27 protein-coding genes and 1 tRNA gene are annotated in these 23,598 nt (G+C 53.2%); 17 read left to right on the top strand and 11 right to left on the bottom strand.

Translation table 11 applies throughout. The annotated features are described in order from the left end of the window. Positions 1-253: 253 nt before the first annotated feature. Positions 254-901: a hypothetical protein gene (locus LBJ36_00875; GenBank protein MDR1377595.1), complete on the bottom strand. Its 648-nt coding sequence runs from the start codon at positions 899-901 to the stop codon at positions 254-256. Between the two features lie 103 nt (positions 902-1,004). Between LBJ36_00875 and LBJ36_00870 the strand changes: the two genes are divergently transcribed. Continuing rightward, positions 1,005-2,357, top strand: a complete 1,353-nt coding sequence (locus LBJ36_00870) for a CapA family protein (protein MDR1377594.1) — start codon at positions 1,005-1,007, stop codon at positions 2,355-2,357. Between the two features lie 37 nt (positions 2,358-2,394). Beyond that, entirely contained in the window at positions 2,395-4,317 is a 1,923-nt protein-coding gene (locus tag LBJ36_00865) for a WG repeat-containing protein (GenBank protein MDR1377593.1), read from the top strand. Positions 4,318-4,326: 9 nt separating this feature from the next. Here the strand turns inward: LBJ36_00865 and LBJ36_00860 are convergent, their stop codons facing one another. After that, positions 4,327-5,610 (bottom strand): PAS domain-containing protein, encoded by a 1,284-nt coding sequence (locus tag LBJ36_00860; GenBank protein ID MDR1377592.1) that lies wholly within the window; start codon positions 5,608-5,610, stop codon positions 4,327-4,329. A gap of 309 nt (positions 5,611-5,919) precedes the next feature. Here LBJ36_00860 and LBJ36_00855 point away from each other — a divergent pair, with 309 nt between their 5' ends. The 3 genes from LBJ36_00855 to LBJ36_00845 are packed head-to-tail and all read left to right on the top strand — an operon-like array spanning position 5,920 to position 8,046. Continuing rightward, on the top strand, positions 5,920-6,609 hold the full coding sequence (locus LBJ36_00855; protein ID MDR1377591.1) for an NAD-dependent deacylase: 690 nt from the start codon (positions 5,920-5,922) through the stop codon (positions 6,607-6,609). Between the two features lie 30 nt (positions 6,610-6,639). After that, complete coding sequence (locus tag LBJ36_00850) at positions 6,640-6,840, top strand: heavy-metal-associated domain-containing protein (GenBank protein MDR1377590.1); 201 nt, start codon at positions 6,640-6,642, stop codon at positions 6,838-6,840. A 21-nt stretch (positions 6,841-6,861) separates the two neighbouring features. Next, positions 6,862-8,046 (top strand): NAD-dependent malic enzyme, encoded by a 1,185-nt coding sequence (locus LBJ36_00845; protein ID MDR1377589.1) that lies wholly within the window; start codon positions 6,862-6,864, stop codon positions 8,044-8,046. A gap of 9 nt (positions 8,047-8,055) precedes the next feature. Here the strand turns inward: LBJ36_00845 and LBJ36_00840 are convergent, their stop codons facing one another. From LBJ36_00840 to LBJ36_00830, 3 genes are all read right to left on the bottom strand, one after another. Next, positions 8,056-8,628, bottom strand: coding sequence for a biotin transporter BioY (locus LBJ36_00840; protein ID MDR1377588.1), 573 nt, complete (start codon positions 8,626-8,628; stop codon positions 8,056-8,058). Positions 8,629-8,728: 100 nt separating this feature from the next. After that, positions 8,729-8,947 (bottom strand): sulfurtransferase TusA family protein, encoded by a 219-nt coding sequence (locus tag LBJ36_00835; protein ID MDR1377587.1) that lies wholly within the window; start codon positions 8,945-8,947, stop codon positions 8,729-8,731. Positions 8,948-9,101: 154 nt separating this feature from the next. After that, positions 9,102-10,184 (bottom strand): YedE-related selenium metabolism membrane protein, encoded by a 1,083-nt coding sequence (locus tag LBJ36_00830; GenBank protein ID MDR1377586.1) that lies wholly within the window; start codon positions 10,182-10,184, stop codon positions 9,102-9,104. Positions 10,185-10,455: 271 nt separating this feature from the next. Between LBJ36_00830 and LBJ36_00825 the strand changes: the two genes are divergently transcribed. Continuing rightward, positions 10,456-10,887: an acyl-CoA thioesterase gene (locus LBJ36_00825; protein ID MDR1377585.1), complete on the top strand. Its 432-nt coding sequence runs from the start codon at positions 10,456-10,458 to the stop codon at positions 10,885-10,887. Positions 10,888-10,894: 7 nt separating this feature from the next. On the opposite strand, the gene LBJ36_00820 is transcribed toward LBJ36_00825, so the two are convergent. From LBJ36_00820 to LBJ36_00800, 5 genes are read right to left on the bottom strand one after another with little or no spacing between them, the layout of a single operon-like run. Continuing rightward, a complete protein-coding gene (locus LBJ36_00820) occupies positions 10,895-11,077 on the bottom strand; it encodes a hypothetical protein (GenBank protein ID MDR1377584.1) in 183 nt (60 codons plus the stop codon). A gap of 3 nt (positions 11,078-11,080) precedes the next feature. Further along, on the bottom strand, positions 11,081-12,490 hold the full coding sequence (gltX, locus tag LBJ36_00815) for a glutamate--tRNA ligase (GenBank protein MDR1377583.1): 1,410 nt from the start codon (positions 12,488-12,490) through the stop codon (positions 11,081-11,083). A 14-nt stretch (positions 12,491-12,504) separates the two neighbouring features. Beyond that, a complete protein-coding gene (ispF, locus tag LBJ36_00810; GenBank protein ID MDR1377582.1) occupies positions 12,505-13,794 on the bottom strand; it encodes a 2-C-methyl-D-erythritol 2,4-cyclodiphosphate synthase in 1,290 nt (429 codons plus the stop codon). Between the two features lie 6 nt (positions 13,795-13,800). Beyond that, positions 13,801-14,418 (bottom strand): recombination mediator RecR, encoded by a 618-nt coding sequence (recR, locus tag LBJ36_00805; protein ID MDR1377581.1) that lies wholly within the window; start codon positions 14,416-14,418, stop codon positions 13,801-13,803. Between the two features lie 2 nt (positions 14,419-14,420). After that, a complete protein-coding gene (locus tag LBJ36_00800) occupies positions 14,421-14,729 on the bottom strand; it encodes a YbaB/EbfC family nucleoid-associated protein (GenBank protein MDR1377580.1) in 309 nt (102 codons plus the stop codon). 907 nt (positions 14,730-15,636) lie between these two features. On the opposite strand from LBJ36_00800, the gene rpsO reads away from it, so the two are divergent. From rpsO to LBJ36_00745, 11 genes are all read left to right on the top strand, one after another. Further along, complete coding sequence (gene rpsO, locus LBJ36_00795) at positions 15,637-15,909, top strand: 30S ribosomal protein S15 (protein ID MDR1377579.1); 273 nt, start codon at positions 15,637-15,639, stop codon at positions 15,907-15,909. 194 nt (positions 15,910-16,103) lie between these two features. Then, positions 16,104-16,331: a 50S ribosomal protein L31 gene (gene rpmE, locus LBJ36_00790; protein MDR1377578.1), complete on the top strand. Its 228-nt coding sequence runs from the start codon at positions 16,104-16,106 to the stop codon at positions 16,329-16,331. A gap of 25 nt (positions 16,332-16,356) precedes the next feature. Next, on the top strand, positions 16,357-17,064 hold the full coding sequence (thyX, locus tag LBJ36_00785; GenBank protein ID MDR1377577.1) for an FAD-dependent thymidylate synthase: 708 nt from the start codon (positions 16,357-16,359) through the stop codon (positions 17,062-17,064). A gap of 1 nt (position 17,065) precedes the next feature. Continuing rightward, positions 17,066-18,007, top strand: a complete 942-nt coding sequence (locus LBJ36_00780) for a DUF1385 domain-containing protein (protein MDR1377576.1) — start codon at positions 17,066-17,068, stop codon at positions 18,005-18,007. 4 nt (positions 18,008-18,011) lie between these two features. Beyond that, on the top strand, positions 18,012-19,085 hold the full coding sequence (prfA, locus tag LBJ36_00775) for a peptide chain release factor 1 (protein MDR1377575.1): 1,074 nt from the start codon (positions 18,012-18,014) through the stop codon (positions 19,083-19,085). 17 nt (positions 19,086-19,102) lie between these two features. Beyond that, a complete protein-coding gene (gene prmC, locus LBJ36_00770) occupies positions 19,103-19,987 on the top strand; it encodes a peptide chain release factor N(5)-glutamine methyltransferase (GenBank protein MDR1377574.1) in 885 nt (294 codons plus the stop codon). Between the two features lie 84 nt (positions 19,988-20,071). Continuing rightward, positions 20,072-20,848, top strand: coding sequence for an acyl-CoA dehydratase activase (locus LBJ36_00765; GenBank protein ID MDR1377573.1), 777 nt, complete (start codon positions 20,072-20,074; stop codon positions 20,846-20,848). Positions 20,849-20,898: 50 nt separating this feature from the next. Then, positions 20,899-22,056 carry a 2-hydroxyacyl-CoA dehydratase family protein gene (locus tag LBJ36_00760; protein ID MDR1377572.1) on the top strand — a complete coding sequence of 386 codons (1,158 nt, stop codon included), beginning with the start codon at positions 20,899-20,901 and terminating at the stop codon, positions 22,054-22,056. Positions 22,057-22,120: 64 nt separating this feature from the next. Continuing rightward, positions 22,121-22,210, top strand: a tRNA-Ser gene (locus LBJ36_00755). Between the two features lie 54 nt (positions 22,211-22,264). Beyond that, complete coding sequence (locus LBJ36_00750; protein MDR1377571.1) at positions 22,265-22,495, top strand: hypothetical protein; 231 nt, start codon at positions 22,265-22,267, stop codon at positions 22,493-22,495. Positions 22,496-22,512: 17 nt separating this feature from the next. After that, positions 22,513-22,857, top strand: coding sequence for a hypothetical protein (locus tag LBJ36_00745; protein MDR1377570.1), 345 nt, complete (start codon positions 22,513-22,515; stop codon positions 22,855-22,857). A 372-nt stretch (positions 22,858-23,229) separates the two neighbouring features. Here the strand turns inward: LBJ36_00745 and LBJ36_00740 are convergent. Then, the coding region (locus tag LBJ36_00740; GenBank protein MDR1377569.1) for a glycosyltransferase at positions 23,230-23,598 on the bottom strand (369 nt) is incomplete at its 5' end.

Genomic DNA, 23,598 nt, shown 5'->3' with positions numbered 1-23,598 from the left:
CCCGCATACGCTGGTCTGTTGCCTGGAACATCGCCCAGACCTTCTCGAACGTCAATCCCATTTCTGGTTCGCGTGTTGTCGTTGTCATGATGTCTCACCTCTCGTGACGGAAATTTCTTGTTTTTATTTTATCATGGCAGGGTATATCAATATATATATAAGGAATGGTGACAGGTCCCAAAATCCCTTCCTTCAGTTCATTCTCATAGCGCGGAGCATGGACATATCGGTTTACCGTCTCCACCGTCAGCCATTACCACACTTGGGGGATAAATCCCTCTGGGACGTCGATCTTCACGGTGTCACCGGTCTGCGTGATAACATAAAGGCCCGCTTTGAGAGCGGCGGTTTTGACACTCGACGTCATGATGGCTCCCGCGAGAGCGCCGTGGATTTTCCGTTTGTCACCTTTTTTGTCTTTGATGAGACGCAGGATCTTCAAGCGTCGCACGTGGTCTCCCACATCGTCATAGGAAGGTTTCGTTTTCACCTCCACACCAATGATGCAATCCCCGTTTTCCAGAAGAATATCGAATTCCGCGATTTTTTGTCCGCTGCTTTCGTCATTAATAACCTGACGCAGGCCGGAAATCTCGTCAAAATGGAAACCAAGAGCGTTGAACTTCTGTACAATATTGGGAGCTACCAAGTGTTCAGCCAGTTCCCCAAATCGATTGCCCAAATTCCCAATGCGAATGTCGGTTTCTTTGATTTGCTTAACGACCTCCTGTATCTTTCTGTCGGTCTCTCGCATTTGTCGAGCGGTTTCTTCGCTCAATTCCCGCATATGTCGGTCGGCATTTTCGCTCAATTCCCGCATACGTTGGTCTGTTTCCTGAAACATCGCCCAGACCTTCTCGAACGTCAAGCCCATTTCTGGTTCGCGTGTTGTCGTTGTCATGATGTCTCACCTCTCGTGACGGAAATTTCTTATTTTTATTTTATCATGGCAGGGTATATCAATATATCGTTTCGCGTGTTCTTTCGTTTTCACCTGCCGCTTCATGGAGTACACTAAAGCACACTTCGGGTACAATCAACTCATGTACGATCAACTCATTGAAAACGCGAGCGAGGTGAAAATTTTGGAAAAGGAACGCAGTGAATGCGGCGCGGGGTCGCGCTGGATCTGGATCTGGAAAAACCCCCGTTATGTTTCGATGTGGGGTCTATTGTTGTGCTTTCTCTGGGAGATGGCGGCTTGGGCCCAGGAGACTAGGGAATGCCGCGCTCGCCTGGTTTTCGTTGGGGACATCATGGTCCACAAGGAGCAGATCCAGGGGGCGCTTAAAGGAAACGTTTGGAATTTCACCCATCAGTTCCGTCGCGTGAAGCCCCTTTTCCAAAACGCTTTTGTGGTGGGAAATTTGGAGACCGTTTTCGCGGGAGAGAAAAGAGGTTTTGCCGGCTACCCCTCCTTCAACACGCCAGATGAACTGACGGACGCCTTGTCCGACCTGGGCGTGGATTTGGTGACTTTGGCCAACAACCACATTCTGGACAGGGGGCTCACAGGCGCCGCGCGGACGATAACGGTGCTGGACAGCGCCGACATTCTCTGGACGGGCCTTGGCCGCGGAGAAGTGAAGCCTAACGAGCCCCTCTTTGTGGAATATGCGGGATTTCGCTGGGCTTTCGTCAACTACAGCTACGGCAGTAACCATGCTGTGGCATCCAGTGAAGCCTTGAGCTCTAGCGAAGCCTTGACCTCCGGCGATGTTTTGGCGTCAGGCGATGTCCGTCTGAACCTTATTTCCAACGCCTCGGTGGAGTCGGGACTTGCCCAAGCGTGGGAGTCCAGTCCCGACATTGTTGTGGCTTGTTTCCACTGGGGGAACGAATACCAGTTTATCCCCACAAAACGCCAGCGAGAGGCGGCTGCCTTCAGTGTGGAAAGGGGCGCGCACATCGTGATTGGAACACATCCTCACGTACTTCAGCCTATGGAGATCACCTCCTCGGACCGCGGCTACAGCCTCACAGCTTATTCTCTGGGTAATTTCATCTCGTACCAACGAATAATACCCCGCGAAAGAAGCGCTATCCTGGCGGTGGACGTGGAAAAAAAACATGGGGAACAGGCGCGCATCTCTCACGTTTCCGTGGCCCCCATCTGGGTCTCGACCACCCGCCCCAAAGGAAAATTTTTGATCGAAACGGTCTACGCCGGGACAAGCCCTCGGTTCAATCACGCCGGTTTATCTCCGAATGAACTGTGGAAGGCGCGTCAAGCGGGCAAAGCGGTTCTGGAGTTTCTGGGCGCCGCGGAGGAACCCGACGGAGAGGGATTCTACACGCTGTGGAACGCGGCTTCCCCAGACCATCTGCCCCAAAGCCGGCGTAAGATGCCGCAATGAACTCCGATAAAGAGACAAGATAAAAGAGACAAAATAAATGAAAATGACGAAAAAAATCTGGGCTGTTTCGCGGATCCTGTTACTGTTTTTTCTTCTCTGGAAAATCCTCTTTTGGGAATGGGAGGCGAGGGCCTCAGATCTGGAGTGGCTGATATCTCCCGTGTACGATCAGGTAACGCGGTTTTCGGAGGGTCTCGCGGCTGTGAAGGTCAATGGCCTGTGGGGGTACATCGACCCCAGAGGAAAATGGATCGTGCCGCCCCGGCTGCTTGCGGCCATGCCCTTTCGGGAAGGAGCGGCGCCGGTTCAGGAGAAATCGGGATGGGGTTTCATCGACCGTGAGGGAGCTTTTCTCGTGAGTCCCGATTATGAAGCGGCGGCTCCCTTCAACGAGGGGCTTGCTGCTGTGCGCTTCATGGACAAATGGGGCTACGTGGACTCCAAGGGAAAGCCGACAATACCGGCCAGCTTCGACGTGGCTGGAGAGTTTTATCAAGGACGGGCCGCGGTGGTGGTCGCAGGGGGGCATGGGTTCATCGACAAGAGAGGAGACTGGATCGTCCCCCCCTGGCACCAGGAAGCATGGCCTTTTGTAGAAGATCGGGCGATGATGCGCACCAATGACAAGATCGGCTTCATCGGCCTGGATGGGCAATGGATCGTCGCTCCCAGTTACGACGCCGTTTTTCATGGATACGTCTTCTCGGGTGGACTGGCCGGCGTGGCCTCCGCGGGGCACTGGGGATTTGTGGACCATAATGGCCGGTGGGCGGTGCAGCCCTTTTACGATGCTGTGCGGAGTTTCGGCGAAGGACTTGCCGCCGTGCGGAAAGGACAAAAATGGGGATATATCGCCACCTCTGGGAAACTAGAGATCGACGCCGTCTTTGACGACGCGATGAGTTTTTCCGAGGGCGTTGCCAGCGCGCGTTTCCTGGATCGCTGGGGATATATCGATCGCAAGGGCGCATGGGCCGCGGATCCTATTTATCTGGAGACATGGCCTTTTTCCGAGGGGTTAGGCCACGTCCGAGACGCCAACGGACGTTGGGGATATTTGGGGCGGAAGATCATGCCTCTGTTCGGAATCGCTTTTGAGGAAGCCCGGTCCTTTTCCGAAAGACTGGCTGTTGTCGGGTACAGGGGCAAAAGGTATTACCTTGATGCGGAGGGTCAGTTGGCTTTCGCCGTGGGTTTCCAAGATGCGGGCGATTTCTCGGAGGATCTGGCGGCCGTCGCGTCTGGAGACAAATGGGGTTATATCGACAGGCGCGGGACTGTGGTTATTCCCTTCGCTTTTGAGGCCGCAGGTCCCTTCCGTGAGAATTTGGCCGCGGCCAAGCTGAAAAACCGCTGGGGCTACATCGACAAAGGCGGGCGATGGGTCGTCAAAAACCAATACCATTACGCCTGGGCGTTCAGCGAAGGGCTTGCCGCCGTTCGGGTGAACAAACAGGTGGGATACATCGACAACAAAGGGCGCATAGCTATCAAACCTCGATTCGGTGTTCCCAGGCTGGAGGCGGAGATCGGGAGTTTCTCCGAAGGGCTGGCGGCGGTTTTGATCGGAGGAAAAACGGGATTTATCGACCGCCGGGGCCGGACTGTTATCAAGGCGGCCTTCGCGCCTTGGAGGACCGTCGCCCCGCGCTTTGCCTTGGGTATGGCGCGGGTGGAGGCGGAAAGCGGCGGAGGGCGTTACGTGAACCGCGACGGTAAAATCTGGGATCTGTACTCTGGATCCCAAAACTCTGGATCTCAAAATACGATAGACAACGCGGAGACCACCGGAGAGGAGATCGTTCCTTTCGAGTCTCTGTCCGGCGGATGGGGCTATGCCAACGAACGCGGGGAAACGGTGATTCCTCCTATTTTCGATGCCGCGCTGCCTTTCCGGGAGGAGAAGGCGGCTGTCCAGCGAAATAAACGCTGGTGGTACATCGCGCGTCCCCGACACTAGGCCTGGCATTTATGTGGTTCTGTTGCCCCTCAGCGCGACGCATTCTGTTTTGTTGCTGTGGCGCGGTTTGTAGCCGAGAGGGTGTTTCGAGGTGGCAACAAAAACCCCGCACAAGCGGTCCGCGGAGTCGAAGAGGGCTTGGTAGGTGGAGGCTCGTTCGAGGAGGTTCTCGATCATTTCCTCCGACACGGCGTATCTTTCGACCGAGGTTGCGCGAATCACGAAAAGCTCTTTCAACACTTGACGCGCGATGTCTGGATCGGCAAAAAGCGCCTTCATGGACTTCAAGAGAAACCGGGCTCTGTCGGTGCCGTAAATATCTAGCATTGCTTGATTAACCCGCATAATGACGATCTCGTTCAGCATCGTATCGAGTATCTTGTCCACGTTATCGGCCTGGGGACGCTCGATGGGGCTGGCGGGAGCGAGGAAAGCAAACCCGGCAAATGGTTGGTTGAAGATAAAGTCCATTTCTATCCGGCTGTCCCCGATGATTGCCTCGTAACGCTGACGGCCCGTCAGATCTCGTTGAGCGCAATAAATCGCATCGATGGCACCCGACTCGCTGAATTTGACCATGCAGTGCATCTCCACCTGAGCAGGCTTGCCACAGGCGATAACGGTGGTCTCGGCTTTTATTTGGCCCACGACAGCGAGCATATCCAGAAAACGGATCGCGTCGATTTTGTCGTTGAAGAACGAGGAAAAACTCTCACCTATCAGAGACCCTGCCTCGCCTTTGTAGAATTTAGCGGCCGCTTTATTGGCGAAATTGACTTGTAGGGAGTCCCCCGCGATTTCTAGGTAGGACGCCCTGTCTCCCGATTCCTGGAAGGGTGAGATGGGTTCCGCGGGGCGAAACTCCACATAAGGCTCATAGGCCAGATCGAAGTAGGCCTTCCAAGAACTGGTCCCCTCGTCGTCCGCGATCACCACCTTCTGGGTTGGGATCTCCTTAAAGGTGAAAACGACGTGTTCCTGGTCGCCGAAGGCTGCCCGGCAGGCGGTGGCCAAAACGTTTTTGACCATTTTGTCCGGGTTGCGGTGAGGAAAAGTGAAGCTGGCGTCGCGTTGCCCTCGCAGAGCCTTGATGAAAAGGCGAAACAACCCTCGCTTTATCACTTTATTGGAATACAGGTCGATCAACTGCGCGTCAGCCAGGTCGCTCTCGGTTAATTCCCAGTTCTGGAAAAATACACCATTGGCGTTTACAATTTTTCCTCTTTGACTGACGAGTAGCACAGGGTCGTGCAAAGCCTCGATGATAGACAGCGTGTCTTGCCCGATGATCATAAATTTCTCCTCCTCGTTCTGGGCTGCCTCCCGTAGAATATCTCATCGCCCAAATTTCGGTGAGTCCGATTCGGCATCAGGCTCTTCACTTTTCCAACATATGTGTCCTTCCGTTGTGCCCTTTGTGTCCTTCCGTGAATACATTTTATGTGTCCTTCCGTGAATACATTTTAATTTTAAGATGAAAAGCGCCCAAAGGCAAATCTACCGACACAGCGGTCAGGGCAATACACCCAATAAAACGGACGTAACCGGATTGCCGGGTTATAATGAAGTGGATAACTTTTACCCGGCAAAGGGGGTACGGACGTGAAAAAAAGGCTGGTGGTTTTGACCGGGGCTGGCGTGAGCGCGGAGAGCGGGATAAAGACGTTCCGAGACAATGACGGGCTTTGGGAGAATCACGACGTTATGGAGGTCGCCAGCGCCGCGGGATGGAAAAATAACCCAGCGCTGATATTGGATTTTTACAACCAACGCCGAAAACAACTGGCCACGACGCAACCTAACGAAGCGCACAAGATCCTGGCGGAGCTGGAGGAACATTTCGATGTGCACATTGTCACGCAAAACGTGGACAACCTCCACGAACGCGCAGGCAGCACTAACGTCTTGCACTTGCACGGGGAACTGACCAAAGCGCGGAGCGTTTGGAACGAAGAGCGGATCTACGATATTGGCTATGAGGATATCCGTATGGGACAGTTGGCGGAAGATGGCGGGCAACTGCGTCCTCACATCGTCTGGTTCGGCGAGTCCGTTCCCCTGATTATGGAAGCCGAAAAACTCACTTGGAGCGCCGATTTTTTCGCGGCCATCGGAACGTCTTTGGTGGTATATCCCGCCGCGGGTTTGGCGCAGAGGTTGCCCGAGAACGTGAAGGCGTTTTTGGTCGATCCCAACGCCGACGAGTCACAGATTCCGGATAATTTTACCATCATCAAAGAACCGGCAACCAAAGGCATGGCGAAAATGCGAGACCTGCTTTTGGCGATATGAGAATCATAATAATTAAAGGAGGGTTTTAAAGTGAAAAAAGTGTTTTCCGTTCCCGATATGTCTTGTGAGCATTGCGTGAAGGCCATTTCGAAGGCTCTGGACGGGGCCGGCTTTTCCGGCTACGAGGTGGATCTGAGCGCGAAAGAGGTGCGCTTGGAAACGGACGCGCCCGAAAAAGTGGCCGCGATCCTTGACGACGAGGGATACTCGGCTACCTTAAAGTCGCTGTGAAGTGATGGAGGTCATCTTCTGATGAGCAACGAGGATATCGCCGCCAGGTCGTTGGCCGCCCACCGCGCGTTCAAAGGAAAACTTTTCACGGGAAGTAAAATGCCCATGGAAAGTATGGACGACCTTTCCATAGCCTACACGCCCGGCGTAGCGGAACCTTGCCGCGAAATTGTGCGCGACCCCGACGCGGTTTACGAAGTGACCTCCAAATGGAACACCGTGGCTGTGATTACCGACGGCAGTGCGGTGTTGGGTTTGGGCAACATCGGGCCCGAGGCGTCGCTTCCCGTAATGGAGGGGAAGAGCATCCTGTTCAAGCGATTTGCCGACATCGACTCCTTTCCTTTGGCCCTGCGCAGCCAGGATGTGGACACCATCGTGGAGACGGCGTATCTCCTCACCCCGGGCTTGGGTGGCATTAACCTGGAGGACATTTCCGCGCCCCGGTGCTTCGAGATCGAGCGCAAGCTCCAGGCCAAGTGCGACATTCCTGTTTTCCACGACGACCAGCATGGGACGGCAGTCATCGCTCTCGCGGGACTCCTGAACGGCTTAAAAATCGTGGGCAAGAAACTATCGGACGTGAAAATCGTTTTGAACGGCGCCGGAGCGGCAGGAATAGCCATCTGCAAGTTTCTGATGTTCGCCGGGGCGAAAAACGTCATTCTGTGCGACCGAACCGGAGCCATCTACAAGAGGCGCGGCGCGGGGATAAACTCCGTCAAAAAGGAAATGGCGGCAACAACCAACCCGGCTCAGGAGCGGGGGAGTCTTGCTAACGTCTTGAAAGGAGCGGACGTTTTCATGGGGGTCTCCGCGCCCGGCACCGTAACCGGCGACATGGTAAAAAACATGGCAAAGAACGCGGTTCTTTTCGCAATGGCCAACCCCACGCCCGAAATTTTCCCCGACGAAGCCAAGGCGGCTGGCGCTGCCGTGGTGGGCACGGGCCGCAGCGACTTTCCCAACCAGGTCAACAACTGCCTAGGGTTTCCGGGAATTTTCCGTGGAGCTCTCGACGTGCGCGCCAGGTACATCAACCAAGAGATGAAGCTGGCCGCGTCTCGCGCTTTGGCTAACCTGGTGAGCGCCTCGGAATTGTCCGCGGATTATATTTTGCCTCGGACTCTGGACTCGCGAGTGGTGCCGGCCGTGGCGAAAGCCGTCGCCGAAGTGGCCAAAAAGTCGGGCGCAGCAAGATTATAGGGACATCTATTACTTCGGCAACATACCGCCCTCCCGCAGCAGAGGAATCGTGCGGTAGGCCAGAGCGCCGGCCGCCACAGCCTTGATGGTGTCCGGAACGACGAAAGGTAAAAAGGCGATCTGGAACGTTTTTTCGAGGCTGACGGGCGTGTTCGTCAGGTAGTTCATATTGAGGTAGAAGCAAGGAAGCGCCACGACGTACATCAGCGCAGTCGCTGCCAAGCAGACGAGGGAATATTGAAAAAACGTCTTCGCCTTGGGGAGCTCGCCGAAAAATCCCCCGAAGCATAGAAGGCCCGTCAGCCACGAGGCGGCGATGAATCCCAGCAGGAAGCCAAAACTGGGAGAGAATATCCGTTGCAACCCTCCCATGCCCCCGGCGAAGACCGGTAAACCGATCAGCCCCATCGTGATGTACAGGATCTGGGACAGGGGGCCGTATTTGGGACCCAGCAACAGTCCCGACATCAACACAAAAAAGAACTGCATCGTAAAGGGAATCAAGGGCATGGGGATAGAAAGAATCCCGCCCACAGCGGTCAAAACGGCGAAAAACGCGGACAATAAAAAAAACTTGAACATCGAAAGCACTCCCTATCTGTCCCCAACAGTAGAGACGCACGACTATACGTCTCTACTGTATTTTAATCTCACTTTTTCAATAAGACTTTACTTTAAGACTTTACTTTTCCAATAAAACTTTGTATCCGTTGAGGCGTTCTTCTTTGGCGGTTTTCCAGCCTTTATTCTCGGCGAAGCGCGCCACGTTGTCTCGGGAAGTCGCCGTGTCCACCAGTACCTCCACCTTGCCCGATGTCATCTTGTCCAAAACTTTTTTGGTTTCCAGCACGGGCTGGGGACAGGACAACCCGGCGGCGTTCACGGTCACCATATCACTCATCTCGATTTTTCTCCTTCCTATAGTGAATTGAAATAAAAGGCCTAAAGTTAAAAGAGTGAAAAATAAAATTGAAATAAAAGGCCTAAAGTTAAAAGAGTGAAAAACAGAATTGAAGTAAAAGGCCTAAAGTTAGAAGTATGAAAAACAGTTAAAGTTATGCACTTTTCTGCCGGCAGCCGAAGCCGATCGAGCCGCAGATGATCAAGCCGATGATCGTCACGGGAATGCCGTAAGGCCCAACACCCGCCCCACTGGACGCGGCGCTGAAGTTGTGAGCCAGCGCGGCCCCCGTCAACATGCCCAGAACGAAGACGCCCGCGTCACCGTCGCCCTCGCCGGCCATGATGAGCTGACGGCCGGGACACCCGCCGGCCAAAGTGAAAGCCAGGCCCGACAGAACCATGCCCAGGAAATTCCACAGCTCCTGAGTGTGAGCCACGGGCTGCCCCTCAAACCCAGGGTGAAAACGCTGCAACCCGTAGTTGACGAGAAAAGCCGCCGCGGTGAAGGAAACAATGCCTTTGAAAAGATGCCCGTCCCCCATCATGAGCAGGTCCCGGAGCGCGCCCACAGTGCAGAAGCGGCTCCGTTGCGCCAGCCATCCGACCAACAGCCCCGCCGCCAGGGAGATCAGAAGAGGCGCGTGTTGAGAGCCCGGCCCTTCTTTGGAGAAAAAGATCGGGCCCGTCTTTTCCGGACCGAACAGGGGCGCGACGAAAACGAATGCCAACAAGACCAGGGCGAGTAGAGGCATAACAAAACCCGTCGCCTTCGGATTGCGTTCGGAGGCCCCAAGGCTGAAGCCATTCCACAAAAACGCGATACCGACCAAGACCCCAACAGCGAGACCTCCAACGCCGTAAAGAGCGTTCCAGTCGCCGCCGGCCACTCTAAGGTAGGCCCTCCAGGGGCAACCCAGGAAGACCAGGGCGCCGAACATGGCACAGACTCCAAGAAAGAAGCGTACCATAGGCGAAGAACCGCTGCGGGGTGCGTATTCACGAAAGGCCAAGGCCGAAACGAAAGCGCCGAGAATCACGCCCGGTATCTCAGGTCGTAGGTACTGGACAATGCCCGCTCTGTGAAACCCCAAAGCTCCCGCGATGTCGCGGGTGAAACAAGCCGCGCAGAAACCCATATTGCCGGGGTTCCCCCAATAGGCGAGCAAAGCCGCCGCAACACCCAACAACCCACCAGCCACCAAAGGACCCTGACGAGAGGTCAATATTTTATCCATAGATCATCGTCCTCCTATATCTCTATCTCTATGCGGATTTATCACTTTCCTCGCGGCGGACAAACCTGCCCCCATAAAACACGTCATGTGACTCTTGAAAACATGGCAGTCCCTCCTTTAATATCAGTTTTAATATCAGTTTTATTGATTGTACATTGATCGAGGAAATTGGATATACGGTATACTGAGAACAGGTATTATTACGGATCGGCGGAGGCGCACGGTCACGCGTCTCTGCCCGAAATCAAAAAATATTGGAGAGTATTTATTTATGAATATTATTCCTTATGTGCGAAAAGCGCAATTTTACGAGACAGACCAAATGGGAGTCATCCACCACGCCAATTATATCCATTGGTTCGAGGAGGCCCGGGTGGACTTCTTGTCTCAAATCGGTTTTCCCTACGAACGGGTGGAGTCCCTGGGCATCACGTTCGCTGTTTTGAGCTTCGCCTGCGATTACCGCGCGCCGGTGCGTTTCGGGGATACGGTGAACATCTTGGTGGGACTTCCCGCCTGTGGACACTCCAAAATGACCATCGGCTACCACGTGACAGACGCCACCACTCACGAAATACGAACGACGGGGGAAAGCCGGCATTATTTTTACCGAAAAGAAGACAGTCGCCCCGTCTCTTTAAAAAAAGCGATTCCTGAACTTTATGATTTGTTCCGGTCCATTGCTATAGCTACCGCTCCCTGAGTATAAATCAGAGGCAAAAGTCCTTAATAAAGTCCGACCAATCGTCTTCGAGAGAGATTTCATAGTCTTCCAACACGGTGGTAATAACGCTCTCGTCCGCGAAAACGTCGTCCTCCAGATAGGGAAGATTTTCCCTACCCGTCATACAATAAGTCTCGAACAACTTGTTGTGAGCGAACATGCCGCTCATGATTCATCCCACCTCCTTGTTTTCATTAAATTCCAAGCGATTCAGGACCCGATTCCTCCCCAGCGCGCACATCACCAAGGTCAGGGCGGCTCCGCTTTCCCGCCCGGTGAGGATCAATCGGAGAGGATGGAAAAACTCCTTCCCTTTCAAGCCTCGCTCCTTCATGAAAGTACGCGTCGTTCGGTTCAACTCCTCCTCAGTCCAAGGGTCGGCTAAACGCAATGTCTCCTTTAGCTCCGGCAACCACGCCTCGTGCCCTCCCTTGGGTTTTTCGAGCAAGAAACTCAGGGCTCCTCGCAAGAGCGGCAAGGTGTAGTTTTCTTCGAGCAAGTCGTCAATCAGTCGTTTCAAGGGAGGAGCGTCAAAAACCTCAAAAGAGGGGACGACCTCCATCAGTTGTTTCAGAAGGGCCTGGCTCCCTCTTCTCCGCATGACCTCCTTCTGCCAGTACCTCAGGTGAGTCTCGTCGTGAACCGGCGAGGACGTGGAAATGCGGGAAAGGGAGAAGACGGATGCCGTTTCTTGTAGTGAAAAGAGAGAGAAGGGTGAGCCTTCGGTAGGGGGCGTCCAACTGAGGGTCGAGAGATACGCGGTGAGAGCCTCGGGTAAATACCCCTCTTCCCGGTATCGAAGCACGGGAGTCGAGCCAGTGCGTTTACTGAGTTTTTGCCGGTCCTGAGACAGAATCATGGGAATGTGGGCGTAGACGGGGGCTGTCCAACCCAAAGCCTCGAAAAGCGCCTGCTGCCGCGCCGCGTTGGGGACATGCTCGTCTCCCCGGACGATGTGGGTGATTTCCATCAAATGGTCGTCCACCACGCTGGCGAAAATGTAGGTGACCCCCCCATCGCTGCGCTCAGCGACGAAATCCCCCATGTCCCCAGGCGAAAAGGTCAGATTGCCCCTTACAGCGTCGTGAAACGTCACGGGCACGCTGGGTAGAATGAAACGCCAACAGGGTTTTTCGCCCTCATCGATTTTACGCGCCACTTGCTGGTGGGACAGGCGGCGACAAAGTCCATCGTACCGAGGCGGCTCGCTCCTCGAAAGCTGTTCCTTACGTAGGGTCTCCAAACGCGCCTCGGAGCAAAAACAAGGGTAAACTAACTCCTTTTTTCGCAAAGTCTCCAGGGCATCCTTGTAAAAAGACGTCCTTTCGCTTTGACGATACGAAACGGGCATGCTTTTGTCCAGGTCCGGCCCTTCGTCCCAATGGAGCCCCAACCATCGCAGGTCCTCCATCAACTGTCGCTCATACTGGGGGCGTGAGCGCTCCCTGTCCGTGTCGTCGATGCGCAGGACAAATTTCCCATTGGCGCCTCGGGCGAGTAAAAAATTAAAAAGCGCTGTTCTCGCGCCTCCGATGTGCAGTTCCCCCGTCGGGGATGGGGCGAAACGTGTGCGGACCGTCATCTGGATCCTTCCTCTCAGTATTGGGCGCGCCTCAAGGTCGCGACGGCGCGGCAAATCATCGACCGCCCCAGGCCAGGGTCTCCCGTTTTTTCGGCAGACTTGACTTTAAGGTTGACTTTGGAATTGGGGCAAAAGTCGCCGTCTGAATCCCGTTTGTCGGAGCGCCAACTTAAAATTGCCGAAAGTTTTTCTCTCATGGCCGGCAGGTGGGCGTTCAAACGTGGAACCTGGGCCTCGATCACGGCATCCACCCAGACGATTTCCCATCGTTCTTTCTGTACAAGTTCTACCACTCGTTGAAGCAGTTCCAAGCTATTCGCGTCTCTGTAGCTCTCGTCCGAGGCGGGGAACAGGTTTCCGATGTCGGGTAGCCCCGCCGCCCCCAAGAGCGCGTCGGCCACGGCATGGGCCAGGACGTCGGCGTCCGAGTGTCCTAAAAGCCCTAAGGAGAAAGGTACCTCCACTCCCCCTAAAATAAGGGGTCTTCCCGGCGTCAACCGGTGTACGTCGTAGCCGATTCCCGTGCGCACCATTTCCTCTTCCTCCTCTTCCTCCTTGCCTCTATTCTGTCGTATTTTCCATCGGCTGGCCACTAGGGCTTCCGCCAGTTCCAAATCCTCCGGCCAGGTCACCTTGAAGTTCAGCCGCTCCCCCTCCACGCAAGAAAGATCGAACCCGGCGGCTAGCCAGGCCTCGGCCTCATCTTTGAAAATTTTAGAGACTTTGGAGAAAACGTTTTCCTTCTCCAACACCCGCAGCAACGTTTCGCGGAAAAAGGATTGAGGGGTTTGGGTCGCGTAAAGACCTTCTCTATCCAGGGTCAAGACCTTACCCGCCCCATCCAGGCGCTTGATCGCCTCGGTGATGGGCATGACGGGAATAGCCCCCACGGTGGGGGTGGTGCGTTCCATCAAAGCACGAAGAAGACCAAGGCTCGCAAAGGGACGTGCGGCGTCGTGCACCAGTACGTAGTCACAACTAGCGGCTTTTAGCCCGTTTCGCACGGAATCTGTGCGAACAGGACCTCCAAAAGTCACCTTAAGGGGCAAGGAACCTTGAATATTCGCTATTTCGCGCGTTTCATGACCCTGAGGTAGCACCAAAACTACTTCTTTCACCTCGTTTAAGCCGGTACCAGCTTCCGAGGCGGCGGAAAACGCCAAGTCCACGCTCCAGCGCCAGAGGGGTTTTTCCTCTTCGCCCAAGGGACGAAACTGCTTTCCTTGTCCCCCGATCCGGCTACCTCTGCCTCCGGCGACGATCAGAAAGGAAAAAGATTTATAGGTTTCGATAGTTTCACTCATGATTTATTAGGATTTTTGCCCAAGGCCCACGCTGACCCTGGATTCCAGGGCCATATGCAGTGTCATGCGGTCCGCGAACTCGATGGACCCTCCCACGGGCAACCCGAAAGCGAGACGGGATATTTTCAGCCCCTCCCTTCCTCTTTTCTTTAGGATTTCCAAAAGGGTAAAGTACGTCAGGTCTCCCTCCATTCTGGGGTTCGTCGCGACGATAATTTCCCTAGCTCCGGTCTCCTCTAAGTGGCGCAGTAGGAAATTCACGCATGGTTCACTCAGCTCCTGATCTTCAAAAGGAGAAACCTTGCCGCCCAACACGTGATACAATCCGTTGTAGATCCCTGCCTGTTCAAAAGAGGCTAAGTCGTCGATGCTCTCCACCACGCACAAAATCGTCCTGTCCCTCAGCCTGTCTTTGCAGACCGGGCAAGGATCGGAATCAGAGATATTGCCGCACTCGCTACAGGTAAAGAGGTGATCTTTCAGCTCAGCGATGGCGCTCCCCATAGCGCGGAGAAAGGATTTGTCCTGACGAAGCAGGTAAAAGGCCATTCTTCTGGCGCTTTTGTTCCCCACGCCCGGAAATTTGTTGAAGAAAGCGATCAGACGCCCGATGGAGTCCGTCAAATTTAACCGAGCCCCAAGGAGCCCAACGCGTTAGTGAAGACGCCCATGCGAGAGTTAGCGAGTTCCTTGCTTTTTTGGAGTCCGTCGTTGATGGCGACTACGATCAAGTCTTCCAGCATTTCCACGTCCTCGGTCTTGATCACCTCCGGGTCGATCTTGAGTTCGACCAGATCTCCTTGACCCGTGAAGACTGCTTTGACCATTCCACCGCCGGCATTGCCCTCGACCTTTTCCTCGGCCAATTTCTCCTGAATCTGCATCATTTGGGCCTGCATCTTTTGCGCTTGTTTCATCATGTTATTGATCTTCATCAATCAAAACCTCCGAGCCGAATTTGTAAATCGCAGTCGAGTCGCAAAACCTCGAACGAAAATGAGCGCCGCTTAAGGGGAAATTCCTTACTATCTTGAAAATAATACTTAAGTCGGCGAAATTTGTCAAAGACTCACCTCGCCGCCGTTTCCTTGAGCACTGACGAAGAGCACTTACGAAAACAGCGATAAGTATAATATAATAAGTATAATATAAGTGGTAGGTCTAATATGCTAATGAACAAACAGGGCAACAGCATTTACTTTCCGTCAAGCATTCCAATCACTAGCTTCACATATTCGAATAGGTATTTTTACGTAGCATATAAGGTCAGTCATATCAAGGATTCGAGAGTAAATGCTCTTGCCCTGATGAATAGATCTCAGCCCTTGATATTGGTAACGGCTTTGTTATTTATGCGTTCTCGGAAGGGGGTTGTATATGGTAGATAATTAAATATTAAATATATACTTAGCAAAGTATATATGCAATAATATAGCAATTATGGCGAGATTATACACGGTGTACCAGGCAGCCGAGGAAAACAGCTTCTCCGTCAGCGTATGGGACGCCCACGACAGTAAAACTTAAAAACTTATCTCCGATAGACCTCAAAAAATATTTCACATACACAGAACTATCTATCTTTTCATGAAAATTTATAGCACGGGTAGCATGGGGTGGGACGTTTGTCAAGAGGAAATTTGGAGAAAGTCCACTCGATATTTGTCATGGATCTTTGAGAAGGACGCAATTGTGCTTTGGGGCTCTTCCGGTATTAGGCTCTCTCTTTCGGGCTTGCGCGCCGCTTCAGGTGGTGATAACATACTCTTTGACCCGAGGCTAGGCCGTAGGTTCTACGGATCGATGTACCGCTTGGCTTCGCGGCAACTAATCGAAGAGGTGATGTGTGTGATTCAGAAAGAAAAGAAACAAGAGGTCATCGCGACCTACAAGACCCATGAGTCCGATACGGGCTCCCCAGAGGTCCAAGTCGCCGTTTTGACCGAGAGGGTCCGGGTACTGACGGAACATTTGAAAATACACACCAAGGACTTTCACTCCCGTCGGGGCCTGCTGAAAATGGTGGGACGCCGAAGAAAACTTTTGCGTTACTTAAAGGAAAAGGATTTCAACCGTTACCGAAGCCTGATCGAGCGTTTGGGCCTACGGCATTGAGGCTATGAGGGTTATACATGTAGATGGTTCATACGTGTTCCAAGAGCTATTTTCCAAGAGCTATTGAAAATTTCTATGAGCCGAGATTCAACTTTTCCTTTGACTTCATAGTCAAAAGAATACTATGCGAAACGTATCTTCTAGTTATGAATAGATATTAGTACGCTGAAAGGATCGGAAAAGGTGTTGACACGATGAAAAAAGAAATCCATCCCGCGTACCAGGAGTGCAAAGTAAACTGTGCCTGCGGAAACTCCTTTATGACGCGATCTACGCAAAAAGAGATTCGTGTGGGGGTATGCTCTCAATGTCACCCCTTCTATTCGGGTAAACGGGGAAGCAGAGTCATAACAGACGGGCGCCTCGAAAAGTTCCAGAAAAAATACGCCGGAATCAACTACGGCCAAAAAACGGAGAGCTAGGGGCTGCAATAGCCCCTTTTTTTGTATGTCCTGCAAGGTCTATCTTCTGAGACACACTCCAGATCCCGATGACCTGGTGGTGGCGGCGGCGCGGATATGTTACAACGACATCTCCGCAGGGAATCTTCTGAAGCGCAAAGAAGAGAGCTCGGAAGAAAGCTCGTCGGAGCGTTTGCTGAAAGAGCTTTGGCGCGGCGGGCACCACTCCCCTTTCGAGCACGTCTCCTTTACCTTCGGTGTGGATGGCTTGAGCCGCGTGACCTCCCATCAACTGGTTCGTCATCGGGTGGCCAGTTACAGCCAGCAGAGCCAGAGGTACGTTCACATGGACAGGCCGGAGGTAGTGATGCCTCCCTCGGTGGCCTCCGACCCGGAGAGCTGTGCGCTGTTCGAGGGACAAGTGGAGGCCGCCCACGAAGTCTACAAAGCTCTGATGGAAAGGGGCGTGCCGGCGGAAGATGCTCGCTTCATCCTTCCTCATGGCTGGGAGACCCGCCTCGTCCTCACCATGAACGCCCGTGAACTTCACCATTTTTTCAATCTCAGGCTCTGCCGGAGGGCTCAATGGGAAATACGAGAGCTATCCCGCCTCATGTTGTCCCAGTGCCGAAAGGCGGCTCCCCTGGTTTTCAGCCTGGCGGGCCCCTCCTGCGTCATGGGACGGTGTGAGGAAGTCAGGCCCTGTGGCAGACCTTATAAGAATATGGAGGATCTTCTTGCGACAAACGAGTGATATGGCAAACGCGGCAACGCTCTGGTGGGTTCTGGAGTCTTGGTTTTCTCAAGCCCAGGCGCAAGCGTCGGAAAAACTTCTCGTTGGGGGACAGGCGGTTATCGAGGGAGTTTTGATGAAGGGACCAGAGCTTTGGGGCCTGGCGGTGCGACGACCCGATGGAGAGATCTACGAAGAGGCTTGGTTCAACGGATCTCGTGCAAAGCGATACCCCTGGAAACTCCCCCTGGTTCGCGGCGTGGTAAACTTGTGCGAAATGATGGGCAGCGGCTTTCGGGCCCTTGGCAAGTCGGCGGAGGTCGCGCTGGAAGATAGCGGCGAAGAACTGACGACACGGGACCTGTGCCTGGCGATCCTGTTTGGCGTGGTGGCCGTAGTGGGGCTATTCGTCGCTTTGCCCCTGTGGCTCTCGGAGGTGGTGACGAACTTTTTCGCGCTATCGGAGGTCGCGAGAAACACCCTGGAGGGTGTTGCGCGGGCGGGAGTACTTGTGGGCTACGTAGTCACCATCGGACTGATGAAGGACATCCGTCAGGTCTTCCGCTACCACGGGGCGGAGCACAAGACGATCAACGCCTTTGAAACTGTCGCTCCAGAAAAGCCGTCGGACTTGACACCGCAGACTATTGCCACTTACTCCCGGATTCACCCCCGGTGTGGGACTTCCTTTCTCTTGATCGCGATTCTGATCGGCACCGCTGTCTTCTCCGTAATAAAAGGCAACGGGCTCTTGTGGCGTATCGGGTCTAGGGTGGTTTTGCTGCCCCTGGTGGTGGGGATCGCCTACGAGATCATACGCCTTGCCTCGAAACCGGGATTCTTAGGAAAGACTCTCGTTTACCCCACGCTGTGTCTTCAGTACCTGACGACCCGGGAACCCGACTTGGGTCAAATCGAGGTCGCTTTGACCTCTCTGGAAATAGCTCTGAAAGAACGGCGGTGATCTTATGGACATCGAAAGCAAGTTGGCAACCATCGAACAAGACTACCTCGATATCGAAAAGAAAATGGCCGATCCCTCCATTGTCTCCGATTTGAAAGAACTCCAGTCATTAGGGAAAAAACACGCTCAACTGGAGCCGGTGGTGGAGAAGTTTCGCCTGTATCGCTCGACCCGGCAAAGCATTGCCGAGGCCAAGGAACTGCTCAAGAGCGACGACGACGAGATGGAAGCCTTGGCCGCTGAGGAGATCGAAAAGCTGGAACCTCAGGTGAACGGCTTCGAGGAAGAGCTCAAGCTCCTGCTTCTGCCCCAGGACCCCAACGATGAAAAAAGCGTTGTGGTCGAGATTCGGGCCGGAACCGGAGGCGAAGAGGCCGCCCTTTTTGCCTCTGATCTTTATCGCATGTACAACAGGTTCTGCGAGCGTCAGAGGTGGCGTATGGAGGTTCTGGACTCCAACGAAACGGGAATAGGGGGCTACAAGGAGGTCATCTTTCGCATCGACGGAGAAGGCGCCTTCAGTAAGCTGAAATTTGAAAGCGGCGTCCATCGAGTTCAGCGCGTCCCCGCGACGGAGGCCAGCGGACGCATCCATACCTCCGCGGCTACGGTGGCGGTGCTACCGGAGGTGGACGATGTGGAAGTGGAGATTCGCCCCGATGACTTGAAGATCGACACCTATCGATCCAGCGGCGCGGGGGGACAGCACGTCAACATGACGGACTCCGCGGTACGCATCACTCATCTGCCCACGGGAATTGTGGTAACTTGTCAGGATGAACGCTCCCAGATCAAAAACCGCGCCAAAGCCATGACTTACCTGAAGACGAAACTCTATGACCTCGAATTGCAAAAGCAAACAGCGGAGGTCGCCTCGGAGCGGCGGGGGCAGATCGGCTCCGGCGACCGGTCGGAGCGTATCCGAACCTACAACTACCCTCAAAACCGCATCACGGACCACCGGATCAACGTGACTTTGTATAAGCTGGACACTTATTTGGACGGCGACTTGTATGAGATGGCTGACGCCATGACACTGGCAGAGCAGACGGAGCGCCTCCACAACCTGGAGACATGAGGAAATATAAGGAAACTATGGGGGAGAATATAGAAGAAGGGAAAAAGAATAACCTTGGTGTTTTGAGAAGGTCTTTGATTGAAAGTTTGAGAAGCGCGGGAATAGAAAACAACGTGGGAGAGGTGGATATGATTCTGACCCACGTTTTGGGTGTTTCCCGTGCCGAGATTTTAGGACACCCCGAGAAGACTGTCACGGACGGCCAATGTTTTTCCATTTTGGAGACTGTCCGACGCCGGGCGAAGCGAGAGCCTTTACAGTACGTCTTGAATGAGACGTATTTCTGGGGTCTTTCCTTCGAGGTGGGGAAGGGGGTCCTGATTCCACGCCCTGAGACGGAACTATTGACGGAACTGGCTCTGGAGTATTTGCGGCCATCGCCCTTCTCCCCTCTTTTCCTAGACTGGGGAACAGGTAGCGGTTGCGTCGGCATCATACTTCTGAGGGAGCGCGCCGACGCCAAAGCGATCCTAGCCGAGAAGAACCCCGCGTCTCTGGCCTGGGCTTGGAAAAATATGGCGCGTTATGGTTTGCATCAGCGAGGTCTTTTGTGGCATTCACGGGAACCCGAAGACATTCCATTGAAAAAAGGAACGCTGGATCTGGTGATCAGTAACCCTCCTTACATTCCCACAAGGGCCTTACCCAACCTGATGAGAGAGATCCGAGACTACGAGCCTAGCCTGGCTCTGGACGGCGGGAAAGATGGGATGGATTTTTATCGAACGCTTTTTCGGCACGTTCCCTCTTGGCTAAGGCCGGGAGGCGCGCTGCTTCTGGAAATTGGGGACGGAGAACAAGCGGAAAAAATGCGAACTTTAGCCCCTTCCTGTCTGAGGCTTGCGAAAAAAATAACAGACTACTCCGGCATCCCCCGTTGCATGGCTTGGGTATTGATTTGATCTATCTTTGACTTTTTTTGAACCTATTATTATGCTACGGTTGTTTTAATATTCGCATGTACACGACCCCGGAGTGAGGTATAGATGTTTTTCAAAAAAAACTTTCAAATTGGCGTGGACATTGGTTCCACGGCCGCGAAAGCTATCGTGCTTGATGAAGACGGCGCCATCCTGTATAAAGCAGTTATCCCGACGGGATGGAGTAGCGTCGGCGCGGCGAAGGAGTTGCGGGAGGACATGGAAAGGAGCGGAATCGACGTAACGGAAACGCGGGTTGTGGCCACGGGTTACGGACGTGTTTCCGTTCCCTACGCCTCGAAGACCGTCACAGAGATCAGTTGTCACGCGCAGGGGGTGTTTCGCCTTCTCGGACGCGACTGTACAGTCGTCGATATAGGCGGCCAGGACACGAAGGTCATCTCTCTGTCGAACGGCAGAGTCGCGGGATTTCTGATGAACGACAAGTGCGCGGCGGGCACCGGGCGTTTTCTAGAGATCATGGCCAATACTCTGGCCGTGGATTTGCTGGGGCTCTTCGCTCTCGCGGAGCGGGGCGGCGGAGTGACCATCAGCGCAATGTGCGCGGTGTTCGCCGAAAGCGAGGTCATCGGTCTGATTGGAAGCGGAAGAGCGAAGGAAGACATCGCCTTTGCGATCTGTGAATCTATTGTGACGCGTGTGGCGGCGCTGTGCGGAAAGCAGGGCAGGGGCCGGGAATTTTTTCTATCCGGAGGGCTTTATGAAAGCGAATACCTCCGGAAAAGACTCTCGGAAAGATTGCAAGCGCCTGTGACCACGGATCCCCTGGCTCGCTGGGCTGGCGCGTTGGGCGCGGCAATACTAGCGGGAAGGCTCGATTGAACGGTTACCGTTTTTTCACGAAATTCAATTTTAAGGAGTGAAATTCTTCCATGCACGATATTGAGGCTCTGTTCGAGGCCATGCGCAACGCGATACCTGCTGGTCCGGTAAAAATAAAAGAGGCAGTGGACTCAGGTAAGAAGGTGGTGGGTTGCTACTGCGCGTTCACCCCATACGAGGTGATTCGCGCGGCGGGCGCCATTCCCGTCTCTCTTTGCAGTACCAGCGACAAGCCCATCGCGGCGGGTGAAGAACATCTACCCCGCAACCTCTGTCCTCTGATCAAGTCGAGTTACGGCTTTGCCCTGACCGACACTTGCCCTTATTTCCACTTCTGCGACATGGTTATAGGGGAAACGACCTGCGATGGCAAGAAGAAGATGTACGAGCTGCTGGATCGTCTGCGCCCGACTCACGTGATGCAGCTTCCCCAGACGTATTTCGGCGTGGATGCTCTGAACGTTTGGCAAGCCGAGATCGAGAGTCTGGCACGCAAGCTGGAGACAGCGCTGGGCGTGACGATCACCGAGGATGATCTGAGCCGCGAGATAAAAAGACGCAACGAAGAGCGCCGCGTGATGGAAGATTTTTACGAGCTTTCGAAGCTGAATCCTCCTCTTCTTTCGGGTCAAGAGCTGCACCTTGTCAACGAGTTTTTCAAAATCTCTTTTGGTGATCCCCGTGCTTTGGATATGATTCGAGAATTGAGGACGAAGCTCCAGGAGAACTGGGAGGCAGGCGAGCGCCGCGTTTCAGCCGGCAAACAGCGGATTGTCGTCACCGGTTGCCCCACGGGGAAGAGCCTAGAAAAAGTTTTCAGCGCCATCGAGGAAAACGGCGGAGTGATTGTGGCCTTCGAAAACTGCGGTGGGATCAAACCGAATTACGAGATGGTGAATGAAGCTCTTCCTCCTTACGAGGCGCTGGCCGTCAAATATTTGGGCATTCCCTGTTCCTGCATGTCTCCTAATCCCAAACGTCTCGACCTGCTGGAGACCTTGGTCGACGAATACAAAGCAAACGGGGTAGTGGACATTATTCTTCAGGCCTGCCACACCTATAATGTGGAGAGTTTCCTGGTCCGTGAGCGGATAACGGCCCAAGGTGGAAAAGGCGTTTCCTACATCTCGGTGGAGACGGATTATTCACAGAACGACGTGGAACAGCTTTCTACCCGTATGGGCGCGTTCATGGAAATGATCGCCTGAACTGGCGGTTGGGGGCGCTCCAACTGCGCCGTTTGGGTTATAATATATAATATTGATGATGCGCGGAAAAGTGGCCGAGTGGTCGAAGGCGATTGACTTGAAATCAATTGAGCGGGTGACTGCTCCGTGAGTTCGAATCTCACCTTTTCCGCCAATACAAGAAACAATAGGCATTAACGAGCATTACGTACTGAATAAAGCCGCGATTTTGGACGAAGAACAAGACCAGATCCTTTTCGCTCTGCAAAACCTTTCGACGACAGGGCAAGTTGATGTAGAGCAAATCCTTACCAAATTGCGGGCAATTTTTGACAAGGCAGGTTCAAATTGGATTGCAGTGGACTTCTCGCGATGGGGAAATAGCAAGCCGGATAACAAACGGTTTGAAGTGTTAAAAAACGGCATCCTCAAAATCCTCAAATACCCGTTCAGATATTGAACCGGGGAGGATTCGTTATGAAAATCAGTGCGGAAATCGAAGCGTATTTTACGGCGAAAAAGGGCGATGTGAATGCAATTGATCCCTATTTTTCGGAAGATACTTGTATCGAAGATACTGGCGAAAACCATCTTATCGAAGGGTTTGTCAATTGCAAGAAATGGTTCAAGGAAAAAAGTCAGCAATATGAAATGGAGACGGAAATCATGGGAGCGTCGAGGCAGGGAAACGACATTGTCAAGGTTTCAACAGTCGTTATAGGAAGTTTCGCGCCTGGTTCGTTTCCATTTGATTATTATCCATCTCGAAGTGGCAGCCTACATGAAAAACGCAATAGCAGCAAGTGCGTCGTTGTGTTATGAAATATAGCCTCGCTGGTAACATGCCACGACTCAGATAACACGACTCAGATAAGATGAATATAAATATGAGATCTATCAGTGAATGGACATTACAGAGTGAATAAAAAAATATTGGTAGACTACCAGTCGAAGTATGGCGCGACAAGGCAGTATGCCGCTTAGATCGCAGAAGAATTGAGAGCTGAACTTCGTGAGCGAAAGAATGTGAAACCTCCCGAACTCAGCGAATACGGCTGCGTTGTTTACGGCGGCGGCTTATATGCTGGCGGTGTTCTTGGGGCAGATTGGGTATCGAAAACTGCTTGTAAGAGCCTGGTTCTATTTACAGTAGGACTGGCTGATCCGGCAAGTACGGATTATTCCACTAGTGCATTATGAATCTTCTACTTTTCTCTTCGTCACGGATAAAATGCATGATTCCCATTTTTCGAATATAACATCCGGGTAATATCTCCTAAGACTAGTTAATTTCGCGTTTTGACTCAAACGTGCGGCAAACTCCTCGTCTCGCAAAATCTTGAGCATCGCTTCCGCCAAAGCCGTAACGTCGCCGACCGGCACAATAAGGCCGTTAATATTGTTGTTGATACATTCGCCGCATCCTCCACCTGTAAATTCAGTTGTAACACACGGCAATCCTACAGCCAACGCTTCGAGTAACGCGTTTGGAATTCCCTCATGATCGGACGAGATAACAAATAACTGCGATTTTCGAAGTTTTTGCTCGATATTGGATACATT

The sequence above is a fragment of the Synergistaceae bacterium genome (assembly GCA_031267575.1).
GTDB lineage: Bacteria > Synergistota > Synergistia > Synergistales > Aminobacteriaceae > JAIRYN01.
This window is presented reverse-complemented; position numbering and strand designations above follow the sequence as displayed.